This is a genomic window from Bacteroides sp. A1C1 (assembly GCF_004328515.1).
GTDB lineage: Bacteria > Bacteroidota > Bacteroidia > Bacteroidales > Bacteroidaceae > Bacteroides > Bacteroides uniformis.
This window is the reverse complement of sequence record NZ_CP036491.1, coordinates 3,179,259-3,205,054: the sequence shown is the minus strand read 5'-3', so window position 1 is coordinate 3,205,054 and position 25,796 is coordinate 3,179,259. Positions and strand designations below refer to the sequence as shown.

Here is a 25,796-nt window from a genome sequence, read left to right as displayed (position 1 = left end):
ATGGATTAGTTCACTATTAATACACGACAAAGAACCGCTTTATATCCGAAACATAAAAAGCAGTATCATCAGATGTCATTAAAAGTCATCAGATGACAACTTGTTCCATCAATCAATGCGTAAATACTCCCATCTTCTTGCATGGATACTTGATAGATAAAATTTTCCTTTGTTTATTCATGCAGACATAAGTATAGAACAGATTCCCACTTGCTTTGTCGATAAAAAGCATCCTTATCTCTCCTCCTTTATTTCTTATTGCGACGTTATACAACGTTAAAAAAGAAAATATCTGTGACATTTCGATGTTTTTAATGAGGAATTCACTATTTTTATACTCAAATATAGATTTATCATGGATAAGGAACGATATTTTATGCATTTCAAGGGCGGATTATATAAATTGATAGGGTATGCTTATCATAGTGAAACGCAAGAGGAGATGGTAATCTACCAAGCTTTGTATGGTATGCATAAAATATGGGTACGTCCTAAAACTTTGTTTTTTGACAAAGTAATCCGTGATGGTATTGAAATAAATCGTTTCACTGAGATTGCAGAAAAAGAAATGTCATGCCTATTAGCCCTCAAGAAAAAAAATATCTGAAGAACAAACATAAAGGTGGCAATAATAACAGTAAAGGGAATATTTATGAAAGTTTTTACACTATTTACTGTATTGCTCTTTTTATGAATAGCCATATAACGCAACTGGATTCTGTCTATTTTACGTCCCAATTAGAAGAGTGTTTTGTAGATGATCTTCTTATAGAAGAATCAAATACGGCTCATCGGATATATCATCAAATCAAGGATGTGAAAAATTTATCATGGCAAACAAAACAGCTGAAACATGATTTTGAACGGCAGATGGATATATCATCTGAAATGGGAGAAAATTTTGAACTGAAGTTAGTTCATTCAAATTCCCCCACGATGGTTACTCCTATTCCGGAGGAGATAGTTTCAAGTACTTCAGTCTCATTTTTTCCGGCTGAGAAAAGTCTTAACCAATTGATATTGTCTTATCCTCCTTTCAAGAATGCTATTCAAAATATTACAGTATTGGGAGAAGCAAAAGATGATGAATTGCTGGGTATTGCAGAAGCAATCTTGGGAGTATGGACTGGCTTGGAGCAAAAGAATATTTCTTTGAAGGCAATATCTGATGAAGTAAAAAGAATAGGTAAGGGACTTATTAATATAAAAACCTATCCGAATATCCAAATAGCAGATAGCAGTCAAGAAATATTAAGACGTTTTGATCTCTGTTTTTATACTTGCGGAAATAACCTGCATTGGCATACAAGTAATCAAAAACTGTCAGGCAAAATAATATGGACTCCAGAAATAGAGCAAAAGTTAGAAAATGTACAACCTTCTGATCTTTGGGAATTAATAGAATTATTAAGTTAGATATGAGAACTTATGTAAATTTGACATATGAAGCGAACAGCGAAACGATTCAACAGATACAGGCTTTATCAAAACCTGACATTTCTGTTGACGATTATCGTCATTCCTTTTACTTAGTAGGAAAAGCTTTAGGTAAACTCTTGAATGAACGTACACATGGTGAGTATGGCAATACAATGTTGGCTTGTGCTTCAGAAGATGCTGATTGGTTGGCTCGTGGAGTTTTGGAGAGCTTGTCTCAAAAGGAAGTATCTTTAGCTGTCTTTTGGAATGAAAGAATAACATTAAATGCCTCTACCGGATTAGAATATAGTCCTATTATCAAATCCTATATAGAGCCAATTGACAAATGCCGGACTTTGGTTGTTGTCAAATCCATTATTAGTACATCTTGTGTTGTACGAACACAGTTAACTCGTTTGATTAATGATATTTATCCTCAAGAGATTTACATCGTAGCTCCTGTGATGTATAAAGATGCCCAAGCTAATTTGAAAAAAGAATTTCCTGCTTCCATATCAGATAAGTTCAATTTCTTAACATTTGCAATTGACACCCTTAAAGATAAAGAAAAAGGTATCATTCCTGGAATTGGTGGCATGGTATATCCTAAATTAGGATTAGGAGATATGCATGAAAAAAATAAATACATACCAAATCTTGTCAAAGAACGTATGATGTAATATGGATATATTTTATTGCATATCATATTTTCTAATACTAAATCTGCGTTCACCTTTCAATATCTCACGTTCCATTATAAGCTATTAAAAATGCAGGTGATATTCGTTGCAACAAACTGAGTATTTATGAAAATATAGATAAAGGGGGCGTCTCATTTTTTGAGACAGCCTCCTAAAGATACAAAAAGCCAACTAATTCGCAAGACTTTAAGTATGAATTGGTTGGCTGATTTAAAAGCTCATTTGGACTAAAATTGAGTTTTGACACTTCTTACTTATTAGTTACATATTGGTCCTCGCTCTTTCCAATATATCCAATTTAAATTTACTGAAAGGATATTTACAAATCTCATCTCTTCTCAAATAGAATCCCCAATCATCAAATTCTTTTTTTATCAAATCTGCTGGTATAGGTAACATGTTCAAATAATCAAAATAAGTGGGAGGATATCTATTCAATTTTCGAATTATGGAAATTACATTCTCCCGATTCTGTATTGTATCATATCGACAACCCAGGTTTAACAATGCATTATAACCATCTTTTTTATCTCCACCTGTTAATATATACACATCACCGTTTTCTGCATTTTCCCAGTGAGACTTCAAATTATAATCAAAGAAAAAATGACTATCTTGATACTCGTATGGATTGATTATCTTCATTGGAGTTAAGCTCGCATCCTCTTTATCTGATGTGACATCCCAATTATTCTTATGCTGAAAATCGTTACAAGAAGGACAGCTTGGTATCAAATTATAAAAAGACAATCCCAACATTGGATACTTTTCTTTAGGATAAAAATGATCCAATTCTCCTTTCTCCGTCTTAGAGAATGCTGTTGCGGGAGTATAATGGATATCTACCATATTACAATAGGGACAGGTCCCCACTTGGCTTTGTCGATAAAAATCATCTTTATTAAAACACTTATCATTATATCCAAAGACAATGAAGATATGATAAAGAATACGATTTAAAATCTTACTAGAATCAAAAGCATCTGAATGCAATTTTGAAATTATACACCTTAGCTTATCTGGATGGGACACTATAAGTTCCTTCAAGTTTTCCTCTTTAGATAAATACCTCAACAAATCTTCACTAGGTTTATCTCTAAGAATAGATATTTTTTCTTTATTCATTATTCTATTCTTACCAGAAAGAAAGTAATTAATATCATCTAACAAACGCCCCTTTACATTATTGAAATGCTGTAACGCTAAGGCATCTGTGTTTTTAGTTATTTTCAGTTGATACATTATTTCCTAATTTTTTATCAAGAATATTTTTAAGAAAGGTGTCGCCGACCAGTTTGACGTATTTGTCAAGATTTCCATGATTGATTTGAGTTTGTTCATAGAAATAGGATACATCAAAAGAGGTATCATTCATTATCTTGGTCATTAAACTATTAATAACCTCATAAGACACTTTTCCAATAGCACTCTCCTTTAGAAAGAAACTGAAACGAAGGAGATCATACATATTAGCTCCAAAAGATTCTGTCAGTTCCTTTTTTACTTTTGATGTGACAGGCTTTCCTTGTTCTAAAAAAAGGATATTTTCCATTGGAATATCACTAAGCACAAATGGTGAATGAGTAACAAGCAATATGTCTATCCTAAAATTCTTATCGATATTAAGTTTGTTCAAATATTCAATTAAAGTAGCTATTAAAATACGTTGATATTCTGGATGATAATATTGTTCTATTTCTTCCAAAACAATCTGTACACAATTATATGATTTTCGATTTTCGGCATTTTTTATGGTATATATATTATGCACATGATACAATATTGAACTCATTGAGTAAACCAATTGTCTTTCCCCCGAACTCAAATCAGTTATATTAACAACTCCAAGTTGTCCTTTATCCGTTCTATAAGATAAATAAAAACTGGTCTTGAAGATCGGTGGAGGTAACAAATACATAATTTTATCTATCTGAACAGATGAATCCGATCTTTTCTTTAAGAAAGGTTCCAAATCGCTCCAATAATATCTCCCTTCATGATAATAAGGTTCTTCCAAGTAATAAAGAATCTGATGAATTTTCAATGTTATATGACTTCTATCCTTTTTTAACATATCCACAGCCTTACCAAATGGGTTTTCTTGTTTAGAACCTTCTTTGAAATAGACTTGAAAAAAAGAGTACTTAACAAGGATAGACATTGTTTTATAGACAAGATATTGATAACAATATTCTGAATATTCATTATTGCCATTAAGAAATGGAAATCTTTTTATCCAAGCCTCCTTGATTAGTTTTTCCATATCCTCCTTGCTCATATCCTTTATTTTAGCCAAACAAGGATAATAGTTTTTCATCGCATGTTTGACTTTTTGTGATACACCATCTTTATCTAGTTTGATTACAAAAGATTTAATGTCATAATCGGGATGAAAACTAATAGAGTGGTAAAGCTTGAAATAAGAAAAAAAAGCGATAGAACGTTGTTCTGCCAATTCTGTTTCCACATTGATATCAATATTGCCTCGTTCTCTGAAGGGATTCAAAACAATGGGTGTTCTATAACCGTCATTCTTATGAAAAAGAGCTTCTATCCAAAACTTTTTCTTATATCTCCCCATAATTTCGGACTGATATTCCAATGAGTTATAGGCATAATGTGAATAATTGATGACGATCGTATAAAACAGCGATTGCAAATCATCACTATTGTGTCCCATTATATTACCATACTCGTCTGTCCATGAAAAGCCTTCGTTGGAAATAGCGATCTTATAAATGACATTATCTTTTTCATAATACAATTCTGCCTTCAAGCGTTTTACTGGAACCAATGGCTCAGCGGCGTATGTTCCAGATTGCTCTCCTAAGATATAAAAAGACAAATTATTTATAATCCGGATAATTAATTCTACGATTGTACTTTTTCCACTACCGTTCATTCCAACAATAGCGTGCAGGCTAATATTGGATGCATACAAATTATCCGGAACTTGTTGTTCGCCTTTTATCACTTTCCCATCTTTAAGCTCATAATTATTATAAAATGCATAAAAAACATCAGGTCTCAAGTTTTTTATTACATGTTTATTACATCCCTTCAATGGTCGTACACCAATGATTTTAAAGGTTTCCATACGCTCTTTTGTCATTTGTTTTAATAAATTTATACGATAAATGGTTATAAATAGACAATTAGTTCTTGTCATGTAGAAAATATCTGAATCTAAATCCGCATAGCTTTTATATTAAATACAATCACTGGTGTCATTCTTGCCTTCACACCTCCTAATCGCTTTAGTCAAAGCCTCTTTCAACCTTATAAAGGCAAGCCTGTCCACACTCTTTAATACACTGATTTTCTTACTAACCAAATCATTCAATTGGAGTAAACAAGGAATATCTGCCTTATATCTATCCCCCACATCTTGTAGGTGATAATCAAAATTATAATGATAAGAAAGAAATTGCGTAAAAGAATTTCTGCTTTTATTACTTAGTTTACAAATAGCATCAAAAAGAGTATTTGCATCTTCCGATGCAAATATAGTACGATATTCGTATGTGCAACTTTTATCCGGATAAGGTTGCCTATCTATAATTATGAGCTCCTCGACAGTTTCTTCTGTCAAATTACGTAGTGCTTTTTGCATTTGATCTGGTAAATCATTAATCTTTGATTTCATCTTCTGCAAAAAATAGGACACAATATCATCTGTTATTAGAGTCTTGGAATCTGTGGTTACATAATTACATCCACTAATAAAAAGCCCTTTTAGCCGATAAAGTTCTTCTAAACTGGTTTGATTATTAATCATTTCTGCTATTCTCTCTTTTATTGAAGAGACAGTATCCTTTTCCAAATAGACAGCATCAATAGCAGCAAAATATGATAGATATGCAATACTATAACCAAGTTGATAAGCGTCTTTTATTTCTTTATCCAATATGGCATTTATAGTAGCTTGACAAATACTTTCAAGTTCTTGCTGTTCCATATCGAAAAAACCAGATAACCTTTCCCAAGGTTTTAGCTCTCTTTGATTACCCTTTATTTCCATAGCAATGAATTCTACAAGTGGAGCACCTGTAATAATATAGTTTATAATAGCCGTAACATACCCTGGATTTAAAACATTATATACCAAGCTTTTATTTAAGGAATCATATTTTTCTCTCAAATGCTGCATTCTTTGCTTATCCTCATTATCATCTTGGTGTAGCAAAAATTTACATTCTTCACTCCATTTGCAAATTAACTCTTTGCTTTCACCATTGCTATACTCTGCATACACTGCAATAAATGAACCAAGAATATTTTTAAGAAAGATATTATCCTTTTCAATCAGTTCGGAAGGAAGTTTGTTTAAGTGGCTTTTAAAATCATATAAGCATTGTCTCAAAACCCGTAAGTTATCGGATTTTGTACATATAAAACAGTCAATAATGAAATCACGCATTTCTTTCAAATAATCGGATGTCGGAACTTCGTCAAGGAAGTATTCGATGGCTTCTTTTATATTGGGTTGTATTTCAAATTCCTTGCCTATAGTCTTTTCCTTAAACTCATCCAATACAGCCTTAGGCAGTTCTTCAAGGTGGTTCTCATCTCCAATTACAACAACATGACAATTACAGTGCTCTACAAAATAATTGATAAAACCTAACAATTCTTTCATTTCTATCAGACACCTTTCGATGTCATCAAATATCAGAAATTTTACACCTTTTATACTATCGTCTTCCACTTGTAGTAACGACAATGAATCCAGTGTTGCGGAAAATGAACCATCCTCTTTAGAATCTTCATTAAAATCCATACTTGTTTTGAAGACTATCTTACCGGCTAATTTCAAAGCTCCTTTTATGAAGCGCCCTGTTTTCGAATAAAAGAAAGGATTTAATTCTCTATCTATAGCAGTCTTAATATCATTCACGCTATCCATTCCATAGGTCGAAATATAGATGGGCTTTAGTGTAATTTCCTCATTGGTATCTGAGGTCTTATCAAACTTCTTCTTCCATTGCTTTATAAGATGAGTTTTACCACATCCCCATTTTCCTTTCAGCATCACGGCATACTGAGGATTAGGATTACCAGCATAACTGTCTAAAAAATCAAGAATTAAACTGTTCATACTTTTGTTATTAACATAATTCTATTTTAACTCCATTGGAAAATAAGAATGTAGCAATAAGAACATTAAATATGAAATAGTAAATGACGCTACAAATCCATTATCGCCACATCCACAACAAACAAAGTTAGTGAAATTTCTTAAATACAATAACATCCATACAACTAAATTTCAGGTTTCTTCTCACGGCTCTTTCATTTAAAAACGAAAAAATATTAGGCTGATTTTCAATACACCTAACCTTGCTGTTTGGGCTGTTAAACAAACAAGAAGAATTAAAAGTTAAGCACATAGTAAATAAAAATACTAACAATCAACATATTAACAAAATCGCTCGTTTCTTGAGATAAAGAGCCATAGTTCTTCGTTTAAAAATCTAATAAAGGCTTGCAGAAATCGAACCTTTTGCTTATCTTCGCATCGTCAAAAAGATAATGATTGTTGAATTGATAAAGAAAAGCGATGAATTTAGTGTAAAGCTAATTCGATGGTTTTCATAAGAAATAAAGCAAAAAGGTGCTGTCAATCAAGGGATTAGAGTAAACCAAACTAAAAGGTTCGATTCCTGGTGGCACCACTTTGAAGAAAAGCAAAAGACAGTAAAATCCTGATTTCCAAGCGAAATCGGGATTTTTTGTTTTCCCCCGACACGCAAAAAACGGCAAAATATTACCGTTTGAGGTGGAGCAAAAGGTGGAGATAAAAGGTGGAGCAAAAATCTCCACCGAATTAGAGTCTTTCTCACTGATTTGCAATGTTTTGCGTATCAAGAAAACGTGGTCGGTTTCCTACTTTTGTCCAAACTAAAAACTGTAGGAAAAATGAAAAGAAGTTCATTCAATGTGCTTTTCTTCTTGAAGAAGACCAAGCTGCTGAAAAACGGAGAAGCATCCGTTTGTATGCGTATCACTGTAGATGGTACGCGAGTTGAAAACAACATCCGCAAAAGCATTGACCCGTCTCTCTGGAGTCAGGCTAAGGAATCCGCCAGAGGCAAAAGCCGCAAATCATGTGATCTGAATGCCTATATCGAAAATGCGAGAATCAAATTACATCAGATTTTTTGTGAGTTGGAAGAACAGAACCAGCCTATAACGGCACGTCTGTTACAGGAAATATTTTTCGGACAGGACAAAGAACCGGAAGCGGTACGCACCCTCATCGGTACCATGCAGGAGCACAATGACCAATGCCGTGCCCTAGTCGGGAAAGACTACGCCCTGATTACCGTTCGCCGTTATGAAAGCTGCAAGCGCTATCTTGCCGAACTTATCAGACAGAAATACGGAAAGGGTGATCTGCCGCTGGCGGGAGTCAACGGTGAGCTGGTACGTGCCTTTGAATTTTATCTGAAGACGGAAAAGGAATGTCAGCAGAATACCGTTATCCGTTATATGAAATGTCTGAAGAAAATTACCAATCTGGCACTGGCCAATGAATGGATAGCCAAAGACCCGTTTATCGGTATCAAGTTCCACGAAAAAGAAGTAATCCGTGAGTTTCTTACTATGGATGAACTGCTGACCATCTACCACAAGGAATTTTCTCTGGAGCGAATCACCGTAGTCCGTGATGTTTTTATTTTCGCCGCCTTTACCGGTCTGGCTTTCATCGATGTGCAACAACTTTCCCCTGAGCATATCGTAAAAGACAACAACGGAAACCTGTGGATCAGGAAGCCACGTCAGAAAACAAAGAACATGTGCAATATTCCGCTGCTGGATATTCCTTTGGAAATCCTGAGAAAATATGCAGATTATCCTGCCTGCAAAAAGAAAGGAGTATTGCTGCCTGTCCCCTGCAATCAGAAGATGAACAGCTACCTGAAAGAGATTGCCGACCTATGCCTGATAAAGAAGAACCTGACTACACACACCGCCCGCCACTCGTACGCCACATCTGTCTGTTTGGCCAATGGGGTAAGCATTGAGAATGTAGCCAAAATGCTCGGTCACTCCAATATCAAGATGACGCAGCACTATGCAAGGGTACTCGACAGTTCCATTCTGAAAGATATGAATAATGTAAGGGATGTACTTTCAAATTGTCTGTAGCTTATGAAAAGAGAAATTATCCATATAATGGAGGACGGCAGAATTGTTATTCCTGCTGTCCATCCTGATAAGATTCGTATGGACGAAGCCGAACTTGTCGGTTTGTTCAATGTGGTTGCACCGACCTTACGAGCAGCGAAAAGAAGAATATATAAACTTGAGATTTTGCAACCATTCACCGCAGAACAACGTATTCCGTTAAAAGAGGGGTATCAGGTAGTCTATAACCTGGAAATGATATTTGCGCTTGCCTTTCAGATTAATACTTATCCGGCACAACAATTACGTGAGTATATAATAAGCAGACTGTTCCAATCTGAAAAGTCAATGGTTATCTGCATGGTGAATGGAAATCATAAGTCATATCTAAAATGCTGATAAATATTGATTTCAGTGTTTCATGCGGATAATAAGCCGCAAATTTTGCGGTTAATTATCCACATATAATAATATAAAAATATACTCTCATAAAAATGTTCTAGATCTTTAATATTCCAATTAATTGTAACACTCAAAATAATAGAGTAATTTTACAAAATATCAATCAAATGTCATTATGGTAAAAAAGAATAGAAATATTTTAAGAAACAAAGGAAAAGGAATTAAACTCAATCAATTATTGAAATTATATAAACAATGTAAACATAAACATTGTCCCATTCTTATGCTTCACAAAAAACAACATTCATCAATGAATGAATGTTCTATTTTTAATTCAAGTGAAACAGTAGAATATACATATCCACAAAAAAATGATATTTTAATCAAGAAACCATCAGACTACAGTTCTTTGTCAATGGTAAGACAGAGCAATAATTTGAAGGAAATTTTAATACCAGAAGGATATTACACAATTGCCATCGATACTTTAATAAAAGCGCAAAATAGCAATAATAATATAACGAAAGATTCTTTAATTTTCCCAATCCTATTCTGTTTTAGGCATTATTTAGAAATAATAATGAAGGATACTATTAGAAAATTCAAAATAGCAAATAACGAAATTACACCTGAACAAATTGGCTATGACAAGGAACATAGCTTATTAACAATTTGGAATCAATTAAAAAAGTATATACAACAGACTCAAACAGTAGAATGTCAAGCCTTTGAGAAACTTATAAATGAAATAAATCGAATTGATAATAAATCATTCAGTTTCAGATATGCCTATGTTGGGACTAATAATAATGAAGAAAATATTAATCCAATATTCAAAAATGAAATTGATATCGATTTAGACAACCTAAAATCTGTTATGGAAAAAATGCACAATTTTATTGAAGGTATTTCGGAATTAACTTATCAAAATTAGTAGCAAATCAATCATCTACATTTTTTTGTATAAAATTCCTCTATTTACGAAATCCTGTATAGTAAGTACTTGTCATCCCCATGCCCGAAGATTTATAATTGTTCATCATACAAGCATAAAGGCTGTGTGACATCGGTTCATCCAGACCGGCACTCAGCCTTTATGCTTATCTTTTATTTACTACTCATATATGCTTCCCGATAACTCTCCTGAAGCATTTTCTCAATATCACTCTCCCGGTATAGGATTTTACCTCCCAACTGGTAATAGGATATTCTCCCTTCATTACGATAATCCTGAAGCGTGCGTCTGCTCAGTTTCAATTGTGCCGACACTTCCTTGTCGGTCAGATAGCGTTCACCACCCAGTACGGGACGGGTTCCGACCGCCAGATTCTCAATCCCGACCAGCATACGGTCAAGACTTCCCATGATACGGTGTACCCATTCTCTGCTGTCTGTTCTCAGTTCACTCATGTTATTATGGATTTAGTGGTTATTGTTTAACTGTTATATGTTACGTCCTCTGTAAAGAGCCTCTTTTCTTCTGTCCTCAACTTTCTTGACGATACCCTGCACATCTTCCGGCTTGTAGAATATCTTGTGATTGATTTGGGAAAAAGGCAGGGTACCGTTATCACGGAGTGTCTGTAAGGTACGGGGCGAGATGTTCAGATACCGGCATACGTCCTGATTATCCATCCACTTGTGCAGCGTCCTGTCGTTCTCCCGGTTACAAATTTCCATGACCCGATGCTCAAAGTATTCAAACTTACGCACCAATTCCTCAAACAGTTGTTTTTCTATTCCTACAAATTCCATATCGTTTCCTTTTTTTGTTGATTGATGTTTATTCTTTTTTCGTTGTTTGCGACAAAGAAAAGCCATATATTCTGAAAGGCAATGGTTTCCGCTTAACTGGCAGCATGTGGCGCTGATTATCCTAGTTATGAGGCCACTTTCATATCCTTTTCTGCAAATATCCCTATATTCAGGGACTCCATCCAATAATGAATTATAGAATAAAAGATCTATGAACCTGATTCAATAAAGGTCCATAGCAATGGATAAGGAATGGTTTATTTCCATGTAACCTTACTTCATCACTTTTCCAAGCCATTGATTAGCTAAGGAAGCAAAGAATTGTTCCTTCAATGATTCACAGACATGAATATTTACTACAGTACGACATTAAGTCAGTAAATATTCAAGTCAATAGATCAGTAACTGTTTGAATCCCCGGTTCATTGTTTCATCAAACAGGAAAAATACCGCATTCCACACCGATTGCCCTTCATGCAAACTGCAACAGGCTACATTGTTGCCACATCCCGGCCAACTGTTTGACTATTGGAAACTTATATTCTTTTTTTGCCAGACAATTCATTCCGAGATATATCGGAACATGGCAAACAAAATGAGAAAATACATGATGAACAGAAACGGAAAAACAGGCCTGTCCCCTCCATAAGATGATACCGACAACGGTATTATTTCTCCCAGATTTATAAGGAGCATATTCAGAGACGCTCAAAATAGCGGGATTCTGGTTTTTAGTGGGGCAAGTTTGTGTTTCGGGCAGACCGAAACCGCTTGCTCCCACTACTGGACGCAGTGAGAGGTTCATCCCGCTGGTCTAATCAGTACATTCATTTTATGCAATAGTCAACAGATGGAAAAGAAACAGAATACAGAAAGAAACAACAAGGGCGGCCGTCCTCCCAAAAGTACGACCGACAAACTGAAATACCGTGTTACCGTGAAACTGGCGACACCGGATTATTACATGCTGAAAAGCAGGGCAAGAAGCGCAGGCATATCGGCAAGCGAATACCTGAGGGAATGTTTCCGTAAGGGATATGTACGGCAAAGACTAACAGCCGAACATTCCGACTATATCCATAAGCTATGCGGTATGGCGAACAATCTGAACCAGCTGGCTCATAAGGCAAATGCCGGAGGATTCGATACGGCAAAGCTGGAATGCCGTGTACAGGTGGCAAGAATCGAAGAACTTCTGAACCATATCCTGCTATGATTGCGAAGATTGTAAAGGGAAGCGGATTCCGTGAAGTTACCGGTTATATCATTGACAGTAAAAAGAATGCCAGGATTATCGCACATGCCGGCTTGTTTATTGAGGATGTTGCCACAATAACAAAGGCTTTCGAAGCACAAGCCGGAATGAATCCGAAAGTATCCAGACCGGTCGGACACATTGCACTGGGATTTTCCAAAGAGGATGAAAGCAGGCTGACCAGCCGGATTATGGCAGAAATAGCTCTGGAATACATGGAACGGATGGGCATAAGGGACACACAGTTTTTTATAGCCAAACATTTCGACAAGGAGCATCCCCATATACATATTGCCTACAACCGGATAGACAATGACGGCAGGACCATATCCGACAAAAACGAGCGGTTACGGAGTGCACGCATCTGCAAGGAACTGACCTTGAAATATGGGCTGCACATGGCCAAAGGCAAGGATCATGTCAAGACTGAACGCTTAAGGGAACCGGACAAGACAAAATATGAACTTTACATTCTGCTTAAAACAGAAGTCAGAAAGGCCGGGAACTGGAAGGAACTGATTGCCGGATTAAACGAAAAGGGAGTGGATGTACGGCTCAAATACAAGGGAAAATCCGATGAAGTACAGGGTGTAGTGTTCATCATGAACGGTTATTCCTTCAGCGGTTCCAAGATTGACAGACAGTTCAGCTATTCCAAGATAGATGCCGCATTAAAGACACCGTCACACTTGGAAACAAAAAGGCAGGTAGCTGTTCAGAGTGAACCGGCATATCAGCAGGAATCGCATGGCAATGAATTGTACAGCGGTTCTTTAGGTCTGTTCACACCGAACCCGCAACCGGAACAACCGGAAGGTTATCCGGACGATTATTTGAGAAAGAAGAAAAAGAAAAAACAACGAAAAATAAGATGGTAAAGCATGGAAAAAGACAATGTATATGTTTTGTTTGAAGAAATCAAGAACAAGATTGATATGATAAACGGGAAGCTGGATCAGAAGGCCGGAACACCTACTGACGGACAGGCAGAAGAAGTGATCCCGACATGCGTAAGGCATATTCACCGGCATCGTTTTGACATCAGGTCAAGCAAAGTATTTTCTCTTTTGGTCGGAATGGGGGTGGTATGCAGCCTGTCCTTATGGGGAAATATCAGACTTTGGCAGTCTAACCGGCAATATGCGGATGATGCCCTGAAGTTCCGAGCTATCCGTTCCTGGAGCGGGTGTACTCCTGAAGATATTCTCTGGCTGAACAAGGTTTTCGACATTCATCGTGACGAGAAGGCCATCGAATGGGTCAGGAAACAGGCCGACGGGTACGAGAACGAGCTGAAAGCTGTTTCCGACAGCCTGATGCAGGAGACACTTAAATTACAGGTAGAATCTGAATCCGATTGATATGGCCAGTGTAAAAGTGAAATTCAGACCTTCCGCCATAGAAGGAAAGGAAGGTACCGTCTATTATCAGATTATCCAGAACCGTGTAATCCGTCAGTTAAAGACGGATTACCGGATATTTACGGATGAATGGAACGAAGCTGAAAGCTGTATCATTGTCGGTAGTTCGGAACGAAGCGATCTGCTCCTTTCCTTGCAAGAACGCATGGAATGGGACCTGAAACGGCTGGACGTGATTATCCGCCAACTGGATAACCGGAAAGCCGGATATACGGCAGATGATATTGTAGCTTCTTTTCAGAACAATACAGAGGGACAGTCGTTTTTCAACTTCATGCAGGGCATCATAGCCCGTCTAAAACAGATGGGCAAGATACGCACGGCTGAAAATTATTCCTGTACTCTGAAAAGTTTCATGCAGTTCAGAGGAGATAGGGATGTTCTGCTGTCCGAAATTGATTCGGATCTGATGCAGCTTTATGAAGCCTATCTTCATGGGAAAGGGGCCGTACGGAATACCAGTTCATTCTACATGCGTATCCTTCGGGCGGTATATAACCGTGCCTTGGAAAAGGAACTGATGGAACAGCGCAATCCTTTCAGGCATGTCTATACGGGAGTGGACAAGACCGTCAAGCGTGCCGTTCCCTTATCCGCCATCAAGCGTATGAAGAATCTGGATCTGTCTTTACAGCCTAATCTGGAATTTGCAAGGGACATGTTCCTGTTCAGCTTCTATACCCGTGGCATGTCGTTCATAGATATGGCTCACCTAAAAAAGAAAGATCTTCAGAACGGATTTTTATCGTATCGTAGACGAAAGACCGGGCAGCAGCTGGTTATCAGGTGGGAAAAATGTATGCAGGAGATAGTCGGCAAATACCCGGAAGACAGCCTCAGTCCTTATCTTTTACCGGTATTGAGATATCCTTTTAAGGATACGCACAAGCATTACAGAAATGTCATGTCCGGAATAAACCGGAACCTGAAAGAAATAGCCAAATTGGCCGATATATCCGTTCCTCTGAGCATGTACTGTGCCCGTCATTCATGGGCAAGCGCAGCCAAAGGCAAGAACATTCCGATTTCGGTTATCAGTGAAGGAATGGGACATGACTCCGAGGCGACCACACAAATTTATCTGGCTTCATTGGACAATTCCGTAGTGGACAAAGCCAACGCACAAATTCTGAAAAGTTTGTAGGATTGGAGAACGTTTAGCAAAAGCATTCATTTCTTAGACAGAGGGACTCACTCTTGCGCAAAGTTATACATTTTATTGAAAATCCTGCAATTCCAGCCGTTGGATTTTCATACGGAAGTCATTGAATTTCAACTGTTGTTTAGCAATCCTACATATAATTCATCAGCAAATCAGCCTTATAGCCCAAAATCTCCCTCTGTCTAAGAAAGACGCAGACACCGGGACTTTCTCATCCCCTTTACGCACAGAAAGAAGATGGAGAAAACGACCGGAGAAGCCGACATACAGGAGAACAAGCTGAAAGAACTTTCACCCGACTTACTGAATACCTTGCTCAAAGATCATACAACGAGTAAGGAAGGAAAACAGTGTAATATATTCTGGGCTACTTCCGATTATAAACCGCTCGGCAAAGGCTATGAATACGGATCACAGATTCTTCCGGAGCTGATAACCGGAGAGAACGGCCATGTAGTCATGCCCCGTGTTCTGAAACACAGGGATACCCAAAGCACACGTTCCAGGGAAATGGCGGAGGTATTTACTCCGTCCTGGATATGTAATGCCCAGAACAACCTTATCGATGAAGCCTGGTTTGGCAGAAAGAATGTATTCAACCATGAAGTGACACCCAAAGACGGTACACATTCATGGGAAATCAATCCGGATAAGATTGCTTTTCCTGAAGGCAGGACATGGAAAGACTATGTACGGGAAAACCGGTTGGAAATCACCTGTGGAGAAGCTCCTTATCTAGTAAGCCGGTATGATACGACTACCGGAACATTCATTCCCGTGGAGAAACGTATCGGTCTGCTTGACCGTAAACTCCGTATTGTCAGTGAGAATACTACGACAACGCGTGAATGGCTGGAGGCAGCCAAGGATGCTTACAGAAGCATCTATGCCTATGAATGGCTGGGCGACAGTCTTCTTCTTGCCCGTGAAGCCCTTCTCTTATCCTTCATTGAATATTACCGGAACAAGTTCGGTAAAGATCCGCAAATTAAATCCATCAACCATATAGCCTATATCATCTCCTGGAATGTATGGCAGATGGACGGACTGAAAGGTGTTGTTCCGGACAGTTGCGGAGAACGTGTGCGAATGGAACCAAGTCTGTTCGGTACGATTGAAAGACGGGAACCGTGCGAGGGCTGTCTGAAAAATGACCTGACCAAGCACAACGGAATTTACTGCATTATCAAGGACTGGCGGGCTACAGACAAGGCAACAGGCAAAAAGGGGAAACGAATCCGATTTATCGACCTCATAAATGAAGAAGCATGAGATTCACATCGTCCCTGAAACTAAAACTTATCTATGTGTTCCGTATCAATGATGCGGCGCACCATGGATGCCTGAAGATTGGCGAGGCAACTTGTGAGGATGAAAACGTGTTTGGTCTGTCTCCTAACAGCAAGGCGCTCAATGAAGCGGCAAGAAAGCGTATCAACCAGTACACACAGACGGCAGGCATCGCATACGATCTGCTATATACTGAACTGACCGTTTACAACCGTGGCGGACTCCGTTCATTCAACGACAAAGAGGTACACAATGTTCTGGAACGCTCCGGCGTCAAAAAGAAAGTCTTCGATACAGTCAACAAAGCCAATGAATGGTTCATCACCGATCTGGAAACCGTCAAGCGTGCCATTGCGGCTGTAAAGGAAGGCCGGAGCTCCCTTTCATCAGCGGAAGTTACCCGTGAATATTCCCCGATTGTATTCCGGCCGGAACAGCAGGAAGCCATCAGCAAGACCAAGAAACAGTTTAAGAAAGGCAACCAGATGCTCTGGAACGCAAAGATGCGTTTCGGAAAGACCCTTTCTGCCATGCAGGTTGTCAAGGATATGGAGTTTCAGCGTACCCTGATTCTGACTCATCGCCCTGTGGTGGATGCCGGATGGTTTGAGGATTTCGGTAAGATATTTTACGACCGCAAGGATTTTGCATACGGTTCCAAGAACAACGGGGAAAGTTTTGGCAGCCTTGAACGACGGGCGGAAAACAACGGGCTTCATTATGTTTATTTCGCATCCATGCAGGATTTGCGTGGTTCTGAACTTGTTGGTGGCAACTTCGACAAAAACAACGAAGTGTTTGCTACCGATTGGGACCTGATTATCGTTGATGAAGCGCACGAAGGCACCCAGACCGAACTGGGTAAAGCGGTTATGGGAGAGCTGGTCAAGGAACAGGCCAAAGTATTGCGCCTGTCAGGTACTCCATTCAACCTGCTGGATGATTTCAAGGAGGATGAAATCTATACATGGGACTATGTGATGGAACAGCGGGCCAAGGTGAGCTGGGACGAACTCCATTTTGGCGATCCCAATCCGTATGCCTCACTGCCTACACTCAATATCTATACCTACGATTTGGGACGGCTGCTTCATGAATTTGTAGATGAAGATGTCGCCTTTAACTTCAGGGAATTTTTCCGGGTCAATGAATCCGGCAGTTTCTGTCATGAAAAAGATGTGTGGGCTTTTCTGAATCTTCTTACCAAGGAGGACAAGGACAGCCTTTATCCATATGCCAACGAGGAATATCGGAATATTTTCCGCCATACCCTCTGGATGGTGCCTGGCGTGAAGGAAGCACGGGCACTGAGTGCCATGCTTCAAGCACATCCGGTGTTCCAGCATTTCAAGGTGGTCAATGTAGCTGGTGACGGTGATCAGGACGAGGAGAGCCGTGATGCCCTGGAAGCCGTGGAACAGGCTATCGGAAAAGATCCGGATGCTACACGGACCATAACCCTTTCTTGCGGACGACTGACGACCGGAGTAAGTGTAAAGGCATGGACTGCCGTATTCATGTTATCCGGTTCTTATAATACAGCTGCATCCAGTTATATGCAGACCATTTTCCGCGTGCAGACACCTGCCACCATCAACGGACGGATGAAGGAGCAGTGCTACGTTTTTGATTTTGCTCCGGACCGTACCCTGAAAGTGATAGCCGAAACCGCCAAAATATCGGCCAAGGCTGGAAAGACTTCACAAAGTGACCGTAAGGCAATGGGAGAGTTTATCAATTTCTGTCCTATCATATCCATTGAAGGCTCACAGATGAACCGCTTTGATGTACCCCGTATGCTGGAACAGTTGAAACGGGTATATGTGGAACGTGTTGTTCGTAACGGGTTTGAAGACAACAGTCTGTATAACGATGAGCTGATGAAACTGGATGATCTGGAACTACAGGAATTCGATGACCTGAAAAAGATCATCGGCCAGACCAAAGCCATGCCCAAGACCAACCAGGTGGACATCAACAGTCAAGGCCTGAATAATGAGGAATACGATGAAAAGGAGAAGCTGGAGAAGAAACCCAAGAAGGAACTTACGGAGGAAGAACGGAAACGGCTGGAAGAACTGAAAAAGAAGACCAAGAACAGGGAAGCGGCCATATCCATACTCCGTGGTATCTCCATCCGTATGCCCCTGTTGATTTATGGTGCGGAACTGAGTGATGAGAGTCAGGAAATCACGATTGATAATTTTGCCTCACTCATTGATCCGCAGTCATGGGAAGAGTTCATGCCAAAGGGAGTGACCAAGCAGAAATTCAACAGCTTCAAAAAATATTATGACCCGGAAATATTCTGTGCTGCCGGAAAACGAATCCGTGCAATGGCCCGTGCTGCGGACAAACTGAGTATAGAGGAACGTATCGAGAGGATTACGGACATCTTCAGTACTTTCCGTAATCCGGATAAGGAAACGGTGCTTACTCCGTGGCGTGTGGTAAACATGCACCTAGGTGATTGTCTAGGAGGATATAACTTCTATGACACAGAGTATCAGAATGTGATTCCTGAACCACGGTTTATAGATAAAGGAGAGGTTACCGCAGAAGTTTTCTCCCCTGAATCCCGTATTTTGGAAATCAATTCCAAATCTGGACTTTATCCGCTTTATATGGCATACGGCATTTACCGGGCAGGGGTAAAGGCTTCTCTTTTCGCAGTAGAAACAGTAGAAGAGCAGCAGGCTGTATGGGATAAGGTAATAGCCGAGAACATCTTTGTCATCTGTAAGACTCCGATGGCAAAGAGTATTACCAAACGCACGCTTGTCGGATTCCGTAAAGCTAAAGTAAATACAAGATATTTTGAAGATTTAATCAACCAGATTAAGAATAAGCCGGAAAACTTTATAGCCAAAGTTGCCAAAGGTCGTTCTTACTGGAAAGCCATAGATAATGACAATATGAAATTTAATGCGATAGTGGGAAATCCACCATATCAAATTATGGATGGAGGTGCTGGGGTCAGTGCAAAACCTGTTTATAACTTATTTGTTGAAATAGCTAAACTCATAAATCCAACATATATTTCCATGATTATGCCTTCTAGATGGTTTGCGGGAGGCAAAGGATTGGACTCATTTAGAGCGAATATGTTGTCTGATAAACGAATTCATTATATTTTCGATTATATAAATGCAAAGGATTGTTTTCCAACATCAAGTATTGGTGGAGGTGTAAATTACATATTATGGGATGCTAACCACCATGGGGATTGTTCGATTACAACTGTCCAAGGATTATTACGTGACACTGTATCACGCCCATTAGATCAGTTTGCAGTATTTATCCGCTATAATCCTGCTATCCATATAATTCAGAAATGTCAATCAGATAAAACCTTTGCCTCAATAGTAAGTACACGTAATCCATTTGGTTTATCATCAAATATTAGAGGTGATAAATCTGGAGATCTTCGTTTAATATCAAGTGAAGGGGTATCATGGCTTCCTAAAACTGCTGTTTCAGCTTCAAATCAACTACTTTCTAAATACAAAATTCTTATGAGCAAAGTAACAGCTGAACATGCCGGTGAGCCTGATAAAAACGGCCAATTCAGAATCGTTTCAAGGACAGAAATTATAGGGCCAAATGATGTTTGTACGGATTCCTATTTGATTATTGGTGCATCAGAAGATAAGTCTGTTGTTGAAAATGAATATAAATATATTCAAACTCGCTTTACCAGATTCTTATTAATGCTGGCAGTATCTTCTATAAATCTTTCTCCTGATAAGTTCCAGTTCATCCCATTGCAAGATTTCACTGAAAAATCTGATATTGACTGGAATAGAACCATTTTTGAAATAGACCAGCAGTTCTATAGAAAATACAAACTCTCCGATGAAGAGATATACTTTATTGAGAAAATGGTAAAACCAGTACAATAATCATTAATTAAATTTGTATATATCAATACTTTACTGTATATTTCCACATTCATATGATAAATAATGTTTTAATATACTATAAGTTATGATTCACAAACTAGAAAAAATTTTATTTGAAAAGACAAAAGACTCTCAAAGTGACATATTATATACTCAATGGATTTATGATAAAAAGCTGGTACCAAGAGCATTATCATTAATCGCTGGAATATTTCCACACTATAGCATGCATGATCAATCTCATTCAGAAACGGTCATCAATAATATTGTTAGAATAGTAGGAGAAGATGTTATTGAGAAATTTACAGCAATAGATATTTGGTTATTATTAACTTCCGCTTATTATCACGATATAGGAATGGCTATTCCTGCCGATCGTATTGAAGAGACCCTAAAAAGTAAAGATTTTTTATCTTACATATCTGACATTCAAAGTGATTTATCACATCCATTATATCTTTATGCTTCGCATTTCAAGGAAGAACATAGACGACTAGTATTGAAAGATAGCTCATTTAATATTAATATATATGATAGCGTAAAGTTTTTATTAGCAGATTACTTTAGAAGATTTCATGCAAATCGTTCCGAACAAATAATAATAAATCCGGAAAAAGAAATATCTCTTAACTCGCCAAGAGGTGTTATACCCCAAAGGCTTATAAAAATATTAGGAGCAATTTGCGCCTCACACACCGAAGATTTTAATAAAGTATTAGAATTGCCTAAAAATGAAGTAGGAATAGATATTAATGATGCTCACCCCAGATATATTGCTTGCTTATTAAGGCTTGGTGATCTATTAGATTTAGATAATAATCGCTTTTCTGATGTATTCTTAAGATCAGTAAAATCTATACCAAAAGATTCTTTGTTACACAAAGAAAAGCATTTTTCAATTACACATTTTAGCGTTGACACAACAACTATAGATATTACAGCAAGTTGCGATGATTATAATGTTGCTAATATAACTCAATCTTGGTTTGAATATATTAGACAAGAAATCGTAAATCAGATGCTAAATTGGAACAACATAGTTCCTAATAAATCTATGGGATATCTCCCTACAATAAAGAACCTTAAAGTAAATTTGAACACGTGGAGATATATACATGATAAAGAGAAACCTAGATTTAAAGTTGATAATGAACAAGCATTACAGTTACTAAAAGGTGCTGGATTATATCAAACTCCATGGCAATGTTTAAGAGAAATTTTACAAAACTCTGTTGATGCCTCTCTATTAAGACTTTGGTTGGAGAAAAATGAGAATGATGACTTCAATTCTCCCAATGATTCTAAATTATTAGGCATGTTGGAAAACTATCCAATTAACGTTACAATTGAAGAAGTTTCCAAGAGTGACAATGAAGATATGGAGTGGAAAATTACAGTTGAAGATAATGGTATAGGATTATCAATTAATGATTTAGAATATTTATCAATAACAGGAAGTAGCAGAAAAAATAAAATACGAAATCAAATCATATCTGAGATGCCAGAATGGTTACAACCTTCTGGAGAATTTGGTATTGGTTTTCAAAGTATTTTTATGATAACAGATTTAGTCCATATTAATACTAAAAGCTTCTTCACTCAGCAAGAATTAGAAATAGAACTTTCTAATCCTGATTCTGAAAGACGTGGTGACATTCTTATTAAACAGGTAGCTTCAACATATAAACGAAAACCAGGGACAATTTTAAGTTTTAGAATTAAGACAAGTCCTATATTTCCCCAAAAAGAAAAGCAAGATTATACTGATATTAAAATAAATAAATATAAGTTCTATAGAGAATTATATATTGACCCATTTGAGCATAAAAAAGTATCAGCTGAGTTAGAATTTATTATACAAGAATTAAATAAATTCGCCAAAGCCTCGTGCCTAGATATTTATTTATCTATTAGGGGGGATAAACATATATTAAATGATAAAAGTAAAGGTATAAATAATACATTTCAGTTTTTTAATCAAGAAGAACAAATTCAATTTAATATAATTCCTAAAGTAAAGGACAATGAAACGATTTTTTATTATAAAGGACAAAGAATTGAAAGCAGAATAGATTTCAACTTCCTCTGTTTCGAAGTAAATATATTGAAATGTAATGCAAAGGATATCGTATCCCTAGATCGAAACTATCTAAAATACGAATTTGAATTTGATTTTTTTGAAGTTCTGAAAAAGTGCATTATAAAAGAAATACCTAAGTATGCAAAAGAGCAATCTTCAAATACAGATATTCAGCACATGATTAGTATGTTTGTTAATTACTATTGGGAAGATGATTATAATGAATACCTAAATTTAGATACTTATCAACAATGGAAAGAATATCAGATAACGATTAATAATGGTAATCAGTATAAACTTGGATACTTTGTAGATAATTGTAACGATATTTATATATACGATTATGCATATGGGCCAGATACTCCCATTAACTCATATGAGATAAAAGATAATGCACTTTATATTCATGATAAAGGATATGACGAATTAGCTATTTCCAGATTTTTATATCGTATTTTTAAGAAATATTTCCAATATATTTCTGAGGAAGAATCTTCAGACAAAAAATGTCGTATCCTACATTTATCTAAAACAAAACCAGAACACATTATTTATGAAAATAATTTATTGGAATATATTACTGGTAAAAGTACAACCGAAGAAGACGATGATGATGACATCTTTTCTTTTATTCCTGCTAATTTGAGGTATATTATACCTTGTGAAGATAAATATAAAGCTCTTAAATTAAAAGATGCCGAAGACTTAAAATTTGTAGACACTGCATATTTCCCAAGTTTAATTTCAAATTCATATCCTAAAATGATTTCTCCATTTACGTTCAGGAAAGATGAAGGAAGTTTAAAATACATTTATGAAGTAAAAATTACAGAATTCCTAATAGACTGGGTTAAAGAACATAATGATAATCCATCTATCACACGAGAAGAAATAAAAGAAGCATACTCAAAATTTGTTGATGAATATAATGGTAAACTTAACAGAAATACAAATTAAAATTTCTATCTTTGTCTTAGGAAACCTCCACGCAACCTTGTGCAAAATATTGCAGAAATCCAGTGGAGCAATAGCGGGAGATTACTTCTTTAGCTAAAAGTTACATCAAAGATATTCAGCCACTTATCGTTAGATTACGATTCCTGGTGGCACCACTCAAATAAATACTCCCATTGAAATGATAATATTTCAATGGGAGTATTTATTTACACCCACTCCCCCTATCCCCAGCAACATGCTTTAAGATAGACTTTACTATTATCCCATGAAAAGGTCTGATAATAAAGAAATATGCCCTTCCCAGCCAATTATTGTACTTCACAACAGTAGTAATCCGAAGTTCTTGTTTTCCTTCGTGATATTCCCCACACCACATGGACACATGGAAATCAAGATGCTTATCCAGCATTCCGAGAATTTCTTCATGCAGATTTTTATCCAAGACCATATCTGTAAATCTGGTTGCTGTATCCAGTCCTAATGGCTTTACAATCGCATTCCTGAAATTCATGAGCCAACCAATCCATTTAGGAAATCGGCTGAAGGCAAGATTGCGAAAATCTTCCGGTGTCAATGCCTGCCCAGTGACCATCACTTTAGAAAAAGAATCTATATAATCTACAGGAAAATAATTCTTTATTAAGCTGTCTGCCGGTATATCTTTCATCTTATCACATATTGAATTTAGGTAACTATATACCACTTTGCACTAAACATTAATTAAAAATATTAACAATATGTGCATCAGACATTTAAACTGATGCACAATGTGTTTTTAAAATAGAATTAATTACTAATAGTTGATTTTATTGGTAATAATGAATAATAAATCTCTTTACTATTCTTATCTATAATATAAATATTTGAACAAATACCTTGGATAACCAATGTTCTAATATTGAATATAGCAGCTTGACGAGAATTCCACTTACCATTATAATATTTGAATTCTATTACTAAAGCCATATTATCCCTATTTGTTTCAATAGGAAAGGCTTGGCTTTCTGTCATAGGTAATTTTAAAGTATTGTAATAATAATATCTATCTGAATGCTTACGCTCTTTCCAATATTGTTTAACAGAAGAAGGACATTTGAAAACAAGTTGTTCAATATTCATATACCCTTGAATGGGATAAAAATCATCCCAATCCATTTGATAGGAAAGGTCAAAGGTTTTTGTTTCTAAATTATATTCTTTTCCGTAACCTGCGTATCTAAAAGGAAATACATAATACATACTTGAATTCATTATATCTTTCTTTTTCGCATTCAATTTATTTAAAAGGTCTTTTCCCTCTGGAGTTGTCTTAAACATTTTACGTTTTAATTCAGTATCATAATCTCTCAAATCATAATATTCACAAATATCTAAATTATAAATATCAAATAAATTATCTATACGCATTCCTTCCAATTTTCCCTTAAGTTTTATACCATCATAATTTTTCTCTAAAATAGAAGACAATGAATCTAATTTTAGAGTTTTCCCAGTTTGAGATGCTATCTCAATTATTGGTAAAACGACAAACAAAATCAATAATACAAACTTTTTCATAACTATTCGTATTTCTGCCTTCACGTGACCTATAAAGGCTGTACCTAAAAGGAAGTGGGTCACAGTCCACAACTTCGTAAGGTATCGCCAGAAACCTATGCACACGCAGACAAGCAACCCACTTGGTACAGTGAGGGCTTGTGCCTTGTGTGCGTGTTAAAACTGGCGATTTTAACGAAGTAAGGCACTCCCGAATATTTTCTCTAAAACATTTGTTCTATAGAACATTTGCAAATATAGTGATATTTGCTACATTTGCAATGTCAAACAAATAAGAAAATATTATGGAAATTTCAGAAAACACTAAAAATCCTTATTCAGGTGGAGAATGGGTATACTTGGAATCTGACAAATCTGTTATGGTTAAAATCTCAATCTCAAATCCTAATGGCATGTTAGAATATTACCTTAAAGACAATCCCCATAGACAATTTATACATTATTCAAAAGTTAAACCTATTACAGACTATAATCTAATCAGTGAATTAGAAAAGAATTATAGTGGAGAAACTGGGTTGTTAGGATAAATTATAAGTTCGTTCTTATCATAAGAACAGTCCTCCGGCGGAAAATAAATTGGATGAATCACATAAATCGATAATTCTTCGTTCACTCCGTTATTCTGCTCGCTATATGCAAGTAAGACTTCGGGTGCGTCAAAAGGTTTGTCAAGTTCCTTTGAAATTTTATGAAGGTTTGCAAGCAATTTACCGACCTCATAACCGTTTATCATTTTCTTTTTTAAATCCACTCTCATAAATAAT

At 36.8% G+C, this 25,796-nt stretch carries 22 protein-coding genes; 14 read left to right on the top strand and 8 right to left on the bottom strand.

The features are described 5' to 3' along the window. The first annotated feature begins 355 nt into the window (after positions 1-355). From EYA81_RS12975 to EYA81_RS12965, 3 genes are read left to right on the top strand one after another with little or no spacing between them, the layout of a single operon-like run. Positions 356-607 (top strand): DUF1653 domain-containing protein, encoded by a 252-nt coding sequence (locus EYA81_RS12975; protein ID WP_051636094.1) that lies wholly within the window; start codon positions 356-358, stop codon positions 605-607. After that, entirely contained in the window at positions 574-1,416 is an 843-nt protein-coding gene (locus EYA81_RS12970) for a hypothetical protein (protein WP_036631692.1), read from the top strand. The genes EYA81_RS12975 and EYA81_RS12970 overlap by 34 nt, the downstream gene beginning before the upstream one ends. Positions 1,417-1,418: 2 nt before the next feature. After that, positions 1,419-2,099, top strand: coding sequence for a hypothetical protein (locus tag EYA81_RS12965; RefSeq protein ID WP_036631691.1), 681 nt, complete (start codon positions 1,419-1,421; stop codon positions 2,097-2,099). Positions 2,100-2,381: 282 nt separating this feature from the next. On the opposite strand, the gene EYA81_RS12960 is transcribed toward EYA81_RS12965, so the two are convergent. The 3 genes from EYA81_RS12960 to EYA81_RS12950 form a co-directional block, all read right to left on the bottom strand. Next, the gene (locus EYA81_RS12960; protein ID WP_118067134.1) at positions 2,382-3,362 is read right to left on the bottom strand and encodes a hypothetical protein; all 981 of its coding nucleotides are present in this window, start codon (positions 3,360-3,362) and stop codon (positions 2,382-2,384) included. Beyond that, entirely contained in the window at positions 3,340-5,232 is a 1,893-nt protein-coding gene (locus EYA81_RS12955) for an AAA family ATPase (RefSeq protein ID WP_036643881.1), read from the bottom strand. The genes EYA81_RS12960 and EYA81_RS12955 overlap by 23 nt, the downstream gene beginning before the upstream one ends. Positions 5,233-5,328: 96 nt before the next feature. Then, positions 5,329-7,218 carry a P-loop NTPase fold protein gene (locus EYA81_RS12950; protein WP_036629362.1) on the bottom strand — a complete coding sequence of 630 codons (1,890 nt, stop codon included), beginning with the start codon at positions 7,216-7,218 and terminating at the stop codon, positions 5,329-5,331. Between the two features lie 821 nt (positions 7,219-8,039). On the opposite strand from EYA81_RS12950, the gene EYA81_RS12940 reads away from it, so the two are divergent. The 3 genes from EYA81_RS12940 (at position 8,040) to EYA81_RS12930 (ending at position 10,587) form a co-directional block, all read left to right on the top strand. Next, complete coding sequence (locus EYA81_RS12940) at positions 8,040-9,272, top strand: site-specific integrase (RefSeq protein ID WP_117597318.1); 1,233 nt, start codon at positions 8,040-8,042, stop codon at positions 9,270-9,272. Positions 9,273-9,275: 3 nt separating this feature from the next. Continuing rightward, positions 9,276-9,650: a hypothetical protein gene (locus EYA81_RS12935; RefSeq protein WP_117597316.1), complete on the top strand. Its 375-nt coding sequence runs from the start codon at positions 9,276-9,278 to the stop codon at positions 9,648-9,650. 178 nt (positions 9,651-9,828) lie between these two features. Continuing rightward, on the top strand, positions 9,829-10,587 hold the full coding sequence (locus EYA81_RS12930) for a hypothetical protein (protein ID WP_131225896.1): 759 nt from the start codon (positions 9,829-9,831) through the stop codon (positions 10,585-10,587). A 173-nt stretch (positions 10,588-10,760) separates the two neighbouring features. Here EYA81_RS12930 and EYA81_RS12925 read toward each other — a convergent pair whose 3' ends face one another. Beyond that, positions 10,761-11,063: a helix-turn-helix domain-containing protein gene (locus EYA81_RS12925; protein WP_117597312.1), complete on the bottom strand. Its 303-nt coding sequence runs from the start codon at positions 11,061-11,063 to the stop codon at positions 10,761-10,763. A gap of 33 nt (positions 11,064-11,096) precedes the next feature. Continuing rightward, positions 11,097-11,408 carry a helix-turn-helix domain-containing protein gene (locus EYA81_RS12920; RefSeq protein WP_009319098.1) on the bottom strand — a complete coding sequence of 104 codons (312 nt, stop codon included), beginning with the start codon at positions 11,406-11,408 and terminating at the stop codon, positions 11,097-11,099. Between the two features lie 850 nt (positions 11,409-12,258). Here EYA81_RS12920 and EYA81_RS12915 point away from each other — a divergent pair. From EYA81_RS12915 to EYA81_RS12885, 7 genes are all read left to right on the top strand, one after another. Then, the gene (locus EYA81_RS12915; protein WP_117816669.1) at positions 12,259-12,624 is read left to right on the top strand and encodes a MobC family plasmid mobilization relaxosome protein; all 366 of its coding nucleotides are present in this window, start codon (positions 12,259-12,261) and stop codon (positions 12,622-12,624) included. Further along, positions 12,621-13,541, top strand: coding sequence for a relaxase/mobilization nuclease domain-containing protein (locus EYA81_RS12910; protein ID WP_117816670.1), 921 nt, complete (start codon positions 12,621-12,623; stop codon positions 13,539-13,541). Before EYA81_RS12915 ends, EYA81_RS12910 begins: the two co-directional genes overlap by 4 nt. 3 nt (positions 13,542-13,544) lie before the next feature. Further along, positions 13,545-14,024 carry a hypothetical protein gene (locus EYA81_RS12905; RefSeq protein WP_117816671.1) on the top strand — a complete coding sequence of 160 codons (480 nt, stop codon included), beginning with the start codon at positions 13,545-13,547 and terminating at the stop codon, positions 14,022-14,024. A gap of 1 nt (position 14,025) precedes the next feature. After that, a complete protein-coding gene (locus EYA81_RS12900) occupies positions 14,026-15,228 on the top strand; it encodes a site-specific integrase (protein ID WP_117816672.1) in 1,203 nt (400 codons plus the stop codon). Between the two features lie 255 nt (positions 15,229-15,483). Continuing rightward, complete coding sequence (locus tag EYA81_RS12895; protein ID WP_117816673.1) at positions 15,484-16,518, top strand: restriction endonuclease subunit M; 1,035 nt, start codon at positions 15,484-15,486, stop codon at positions 16,516-16,518. Continuing rightward, complete coding sequence (locus EYA81_RS12890; RefSeq protein WP_131225894.1) at positions 16,515-20,438, top strand: Eco57I restriction-modification methylase domain-containing protein; 3,924 nt, start codon at positions 16,515-16,517, stop codon at positions 20,436-20,438. The genes EYA81_RS12895 and EYA81_RS12890 overlap by 4 nt, the downstream gene beginning before the upstream one ends. A gap of 85 nt (positions 20,439-20,523) precedes the next feature. Next, complete coding sequence (locus EYA81_RS12885) at positions 20,524-23,475, top strand: ATP-binding protein (RefSeq protein ID WP_131225892.1); 2,952 nt, start codon at positions 20,524-20,526, stop codon at positions 23,473-23,475. Between the two features lie 202 nt (positions 23,476-23,677). Here EYA81_RS12885 and EYA81_RS12880 read toward each other — a convergent pair whose 3' ends face one another. Together EYA81_RS12880 and EYA81_RS12875 are read right to left on the bottom strand one after the other, a co-directional pair. Further along, positions 23,678-24,142, bottom strand: coding sequence for a DUF2867 domain-containing protein (locus tag EYA81_RS12880; RefSeq protein WP_117601152.1), 465 nt, complete (start codon positions 24,140-24,142; stop codon positions 23,678-23,680). A 119-nt stretch (positions 24,143-24,261) separates the two neighbouring features. Further along, positions 24,262-25,032 (bottom strand): hypothetical protein, encoded by a 771-nt coding sequence (locus EYA81_RS12875; RefSeq protein WP_131225891.1) that lies wholly within the window; start codon positions 25,030-25,032, stop codon positions 24,262-24,264. Between the two features lie 284 nt (positions 25,033-25,316). On the opposite strand from EYA81_RS12875, the gene EYA81_RS12870 reads away from it, so the two are divergent. After that, complete coding sequence (locus tag EYA81_RS12870) at positions 25,317-25,559, top strand: hypothetical protein (RefSeq protein ID WP_131225889.1); 243 nt, start codon at positions 25,317-25,319, stop codon at positions 25,557-25,559. Here EYA81_RS12870 and EYA81_RS12865 read toward each other — a convergent pair. Continuing rightward, on the bottom strand, positions 25,529-25,789 hold the full coding sequence (locus EYA81_RS12865) for a hypothetical protein (protein WP_131225887.1): 261 nt from the start codon (positions 25,787-25,789) through the stop codon (positions 25,529-25,531). The genes EYA81_RS12870 and EYA81_RS12865 overlap by 31 nt on opposite strands. Positions 25,790-25,796 lie beyond the last annotated feature (7 nt).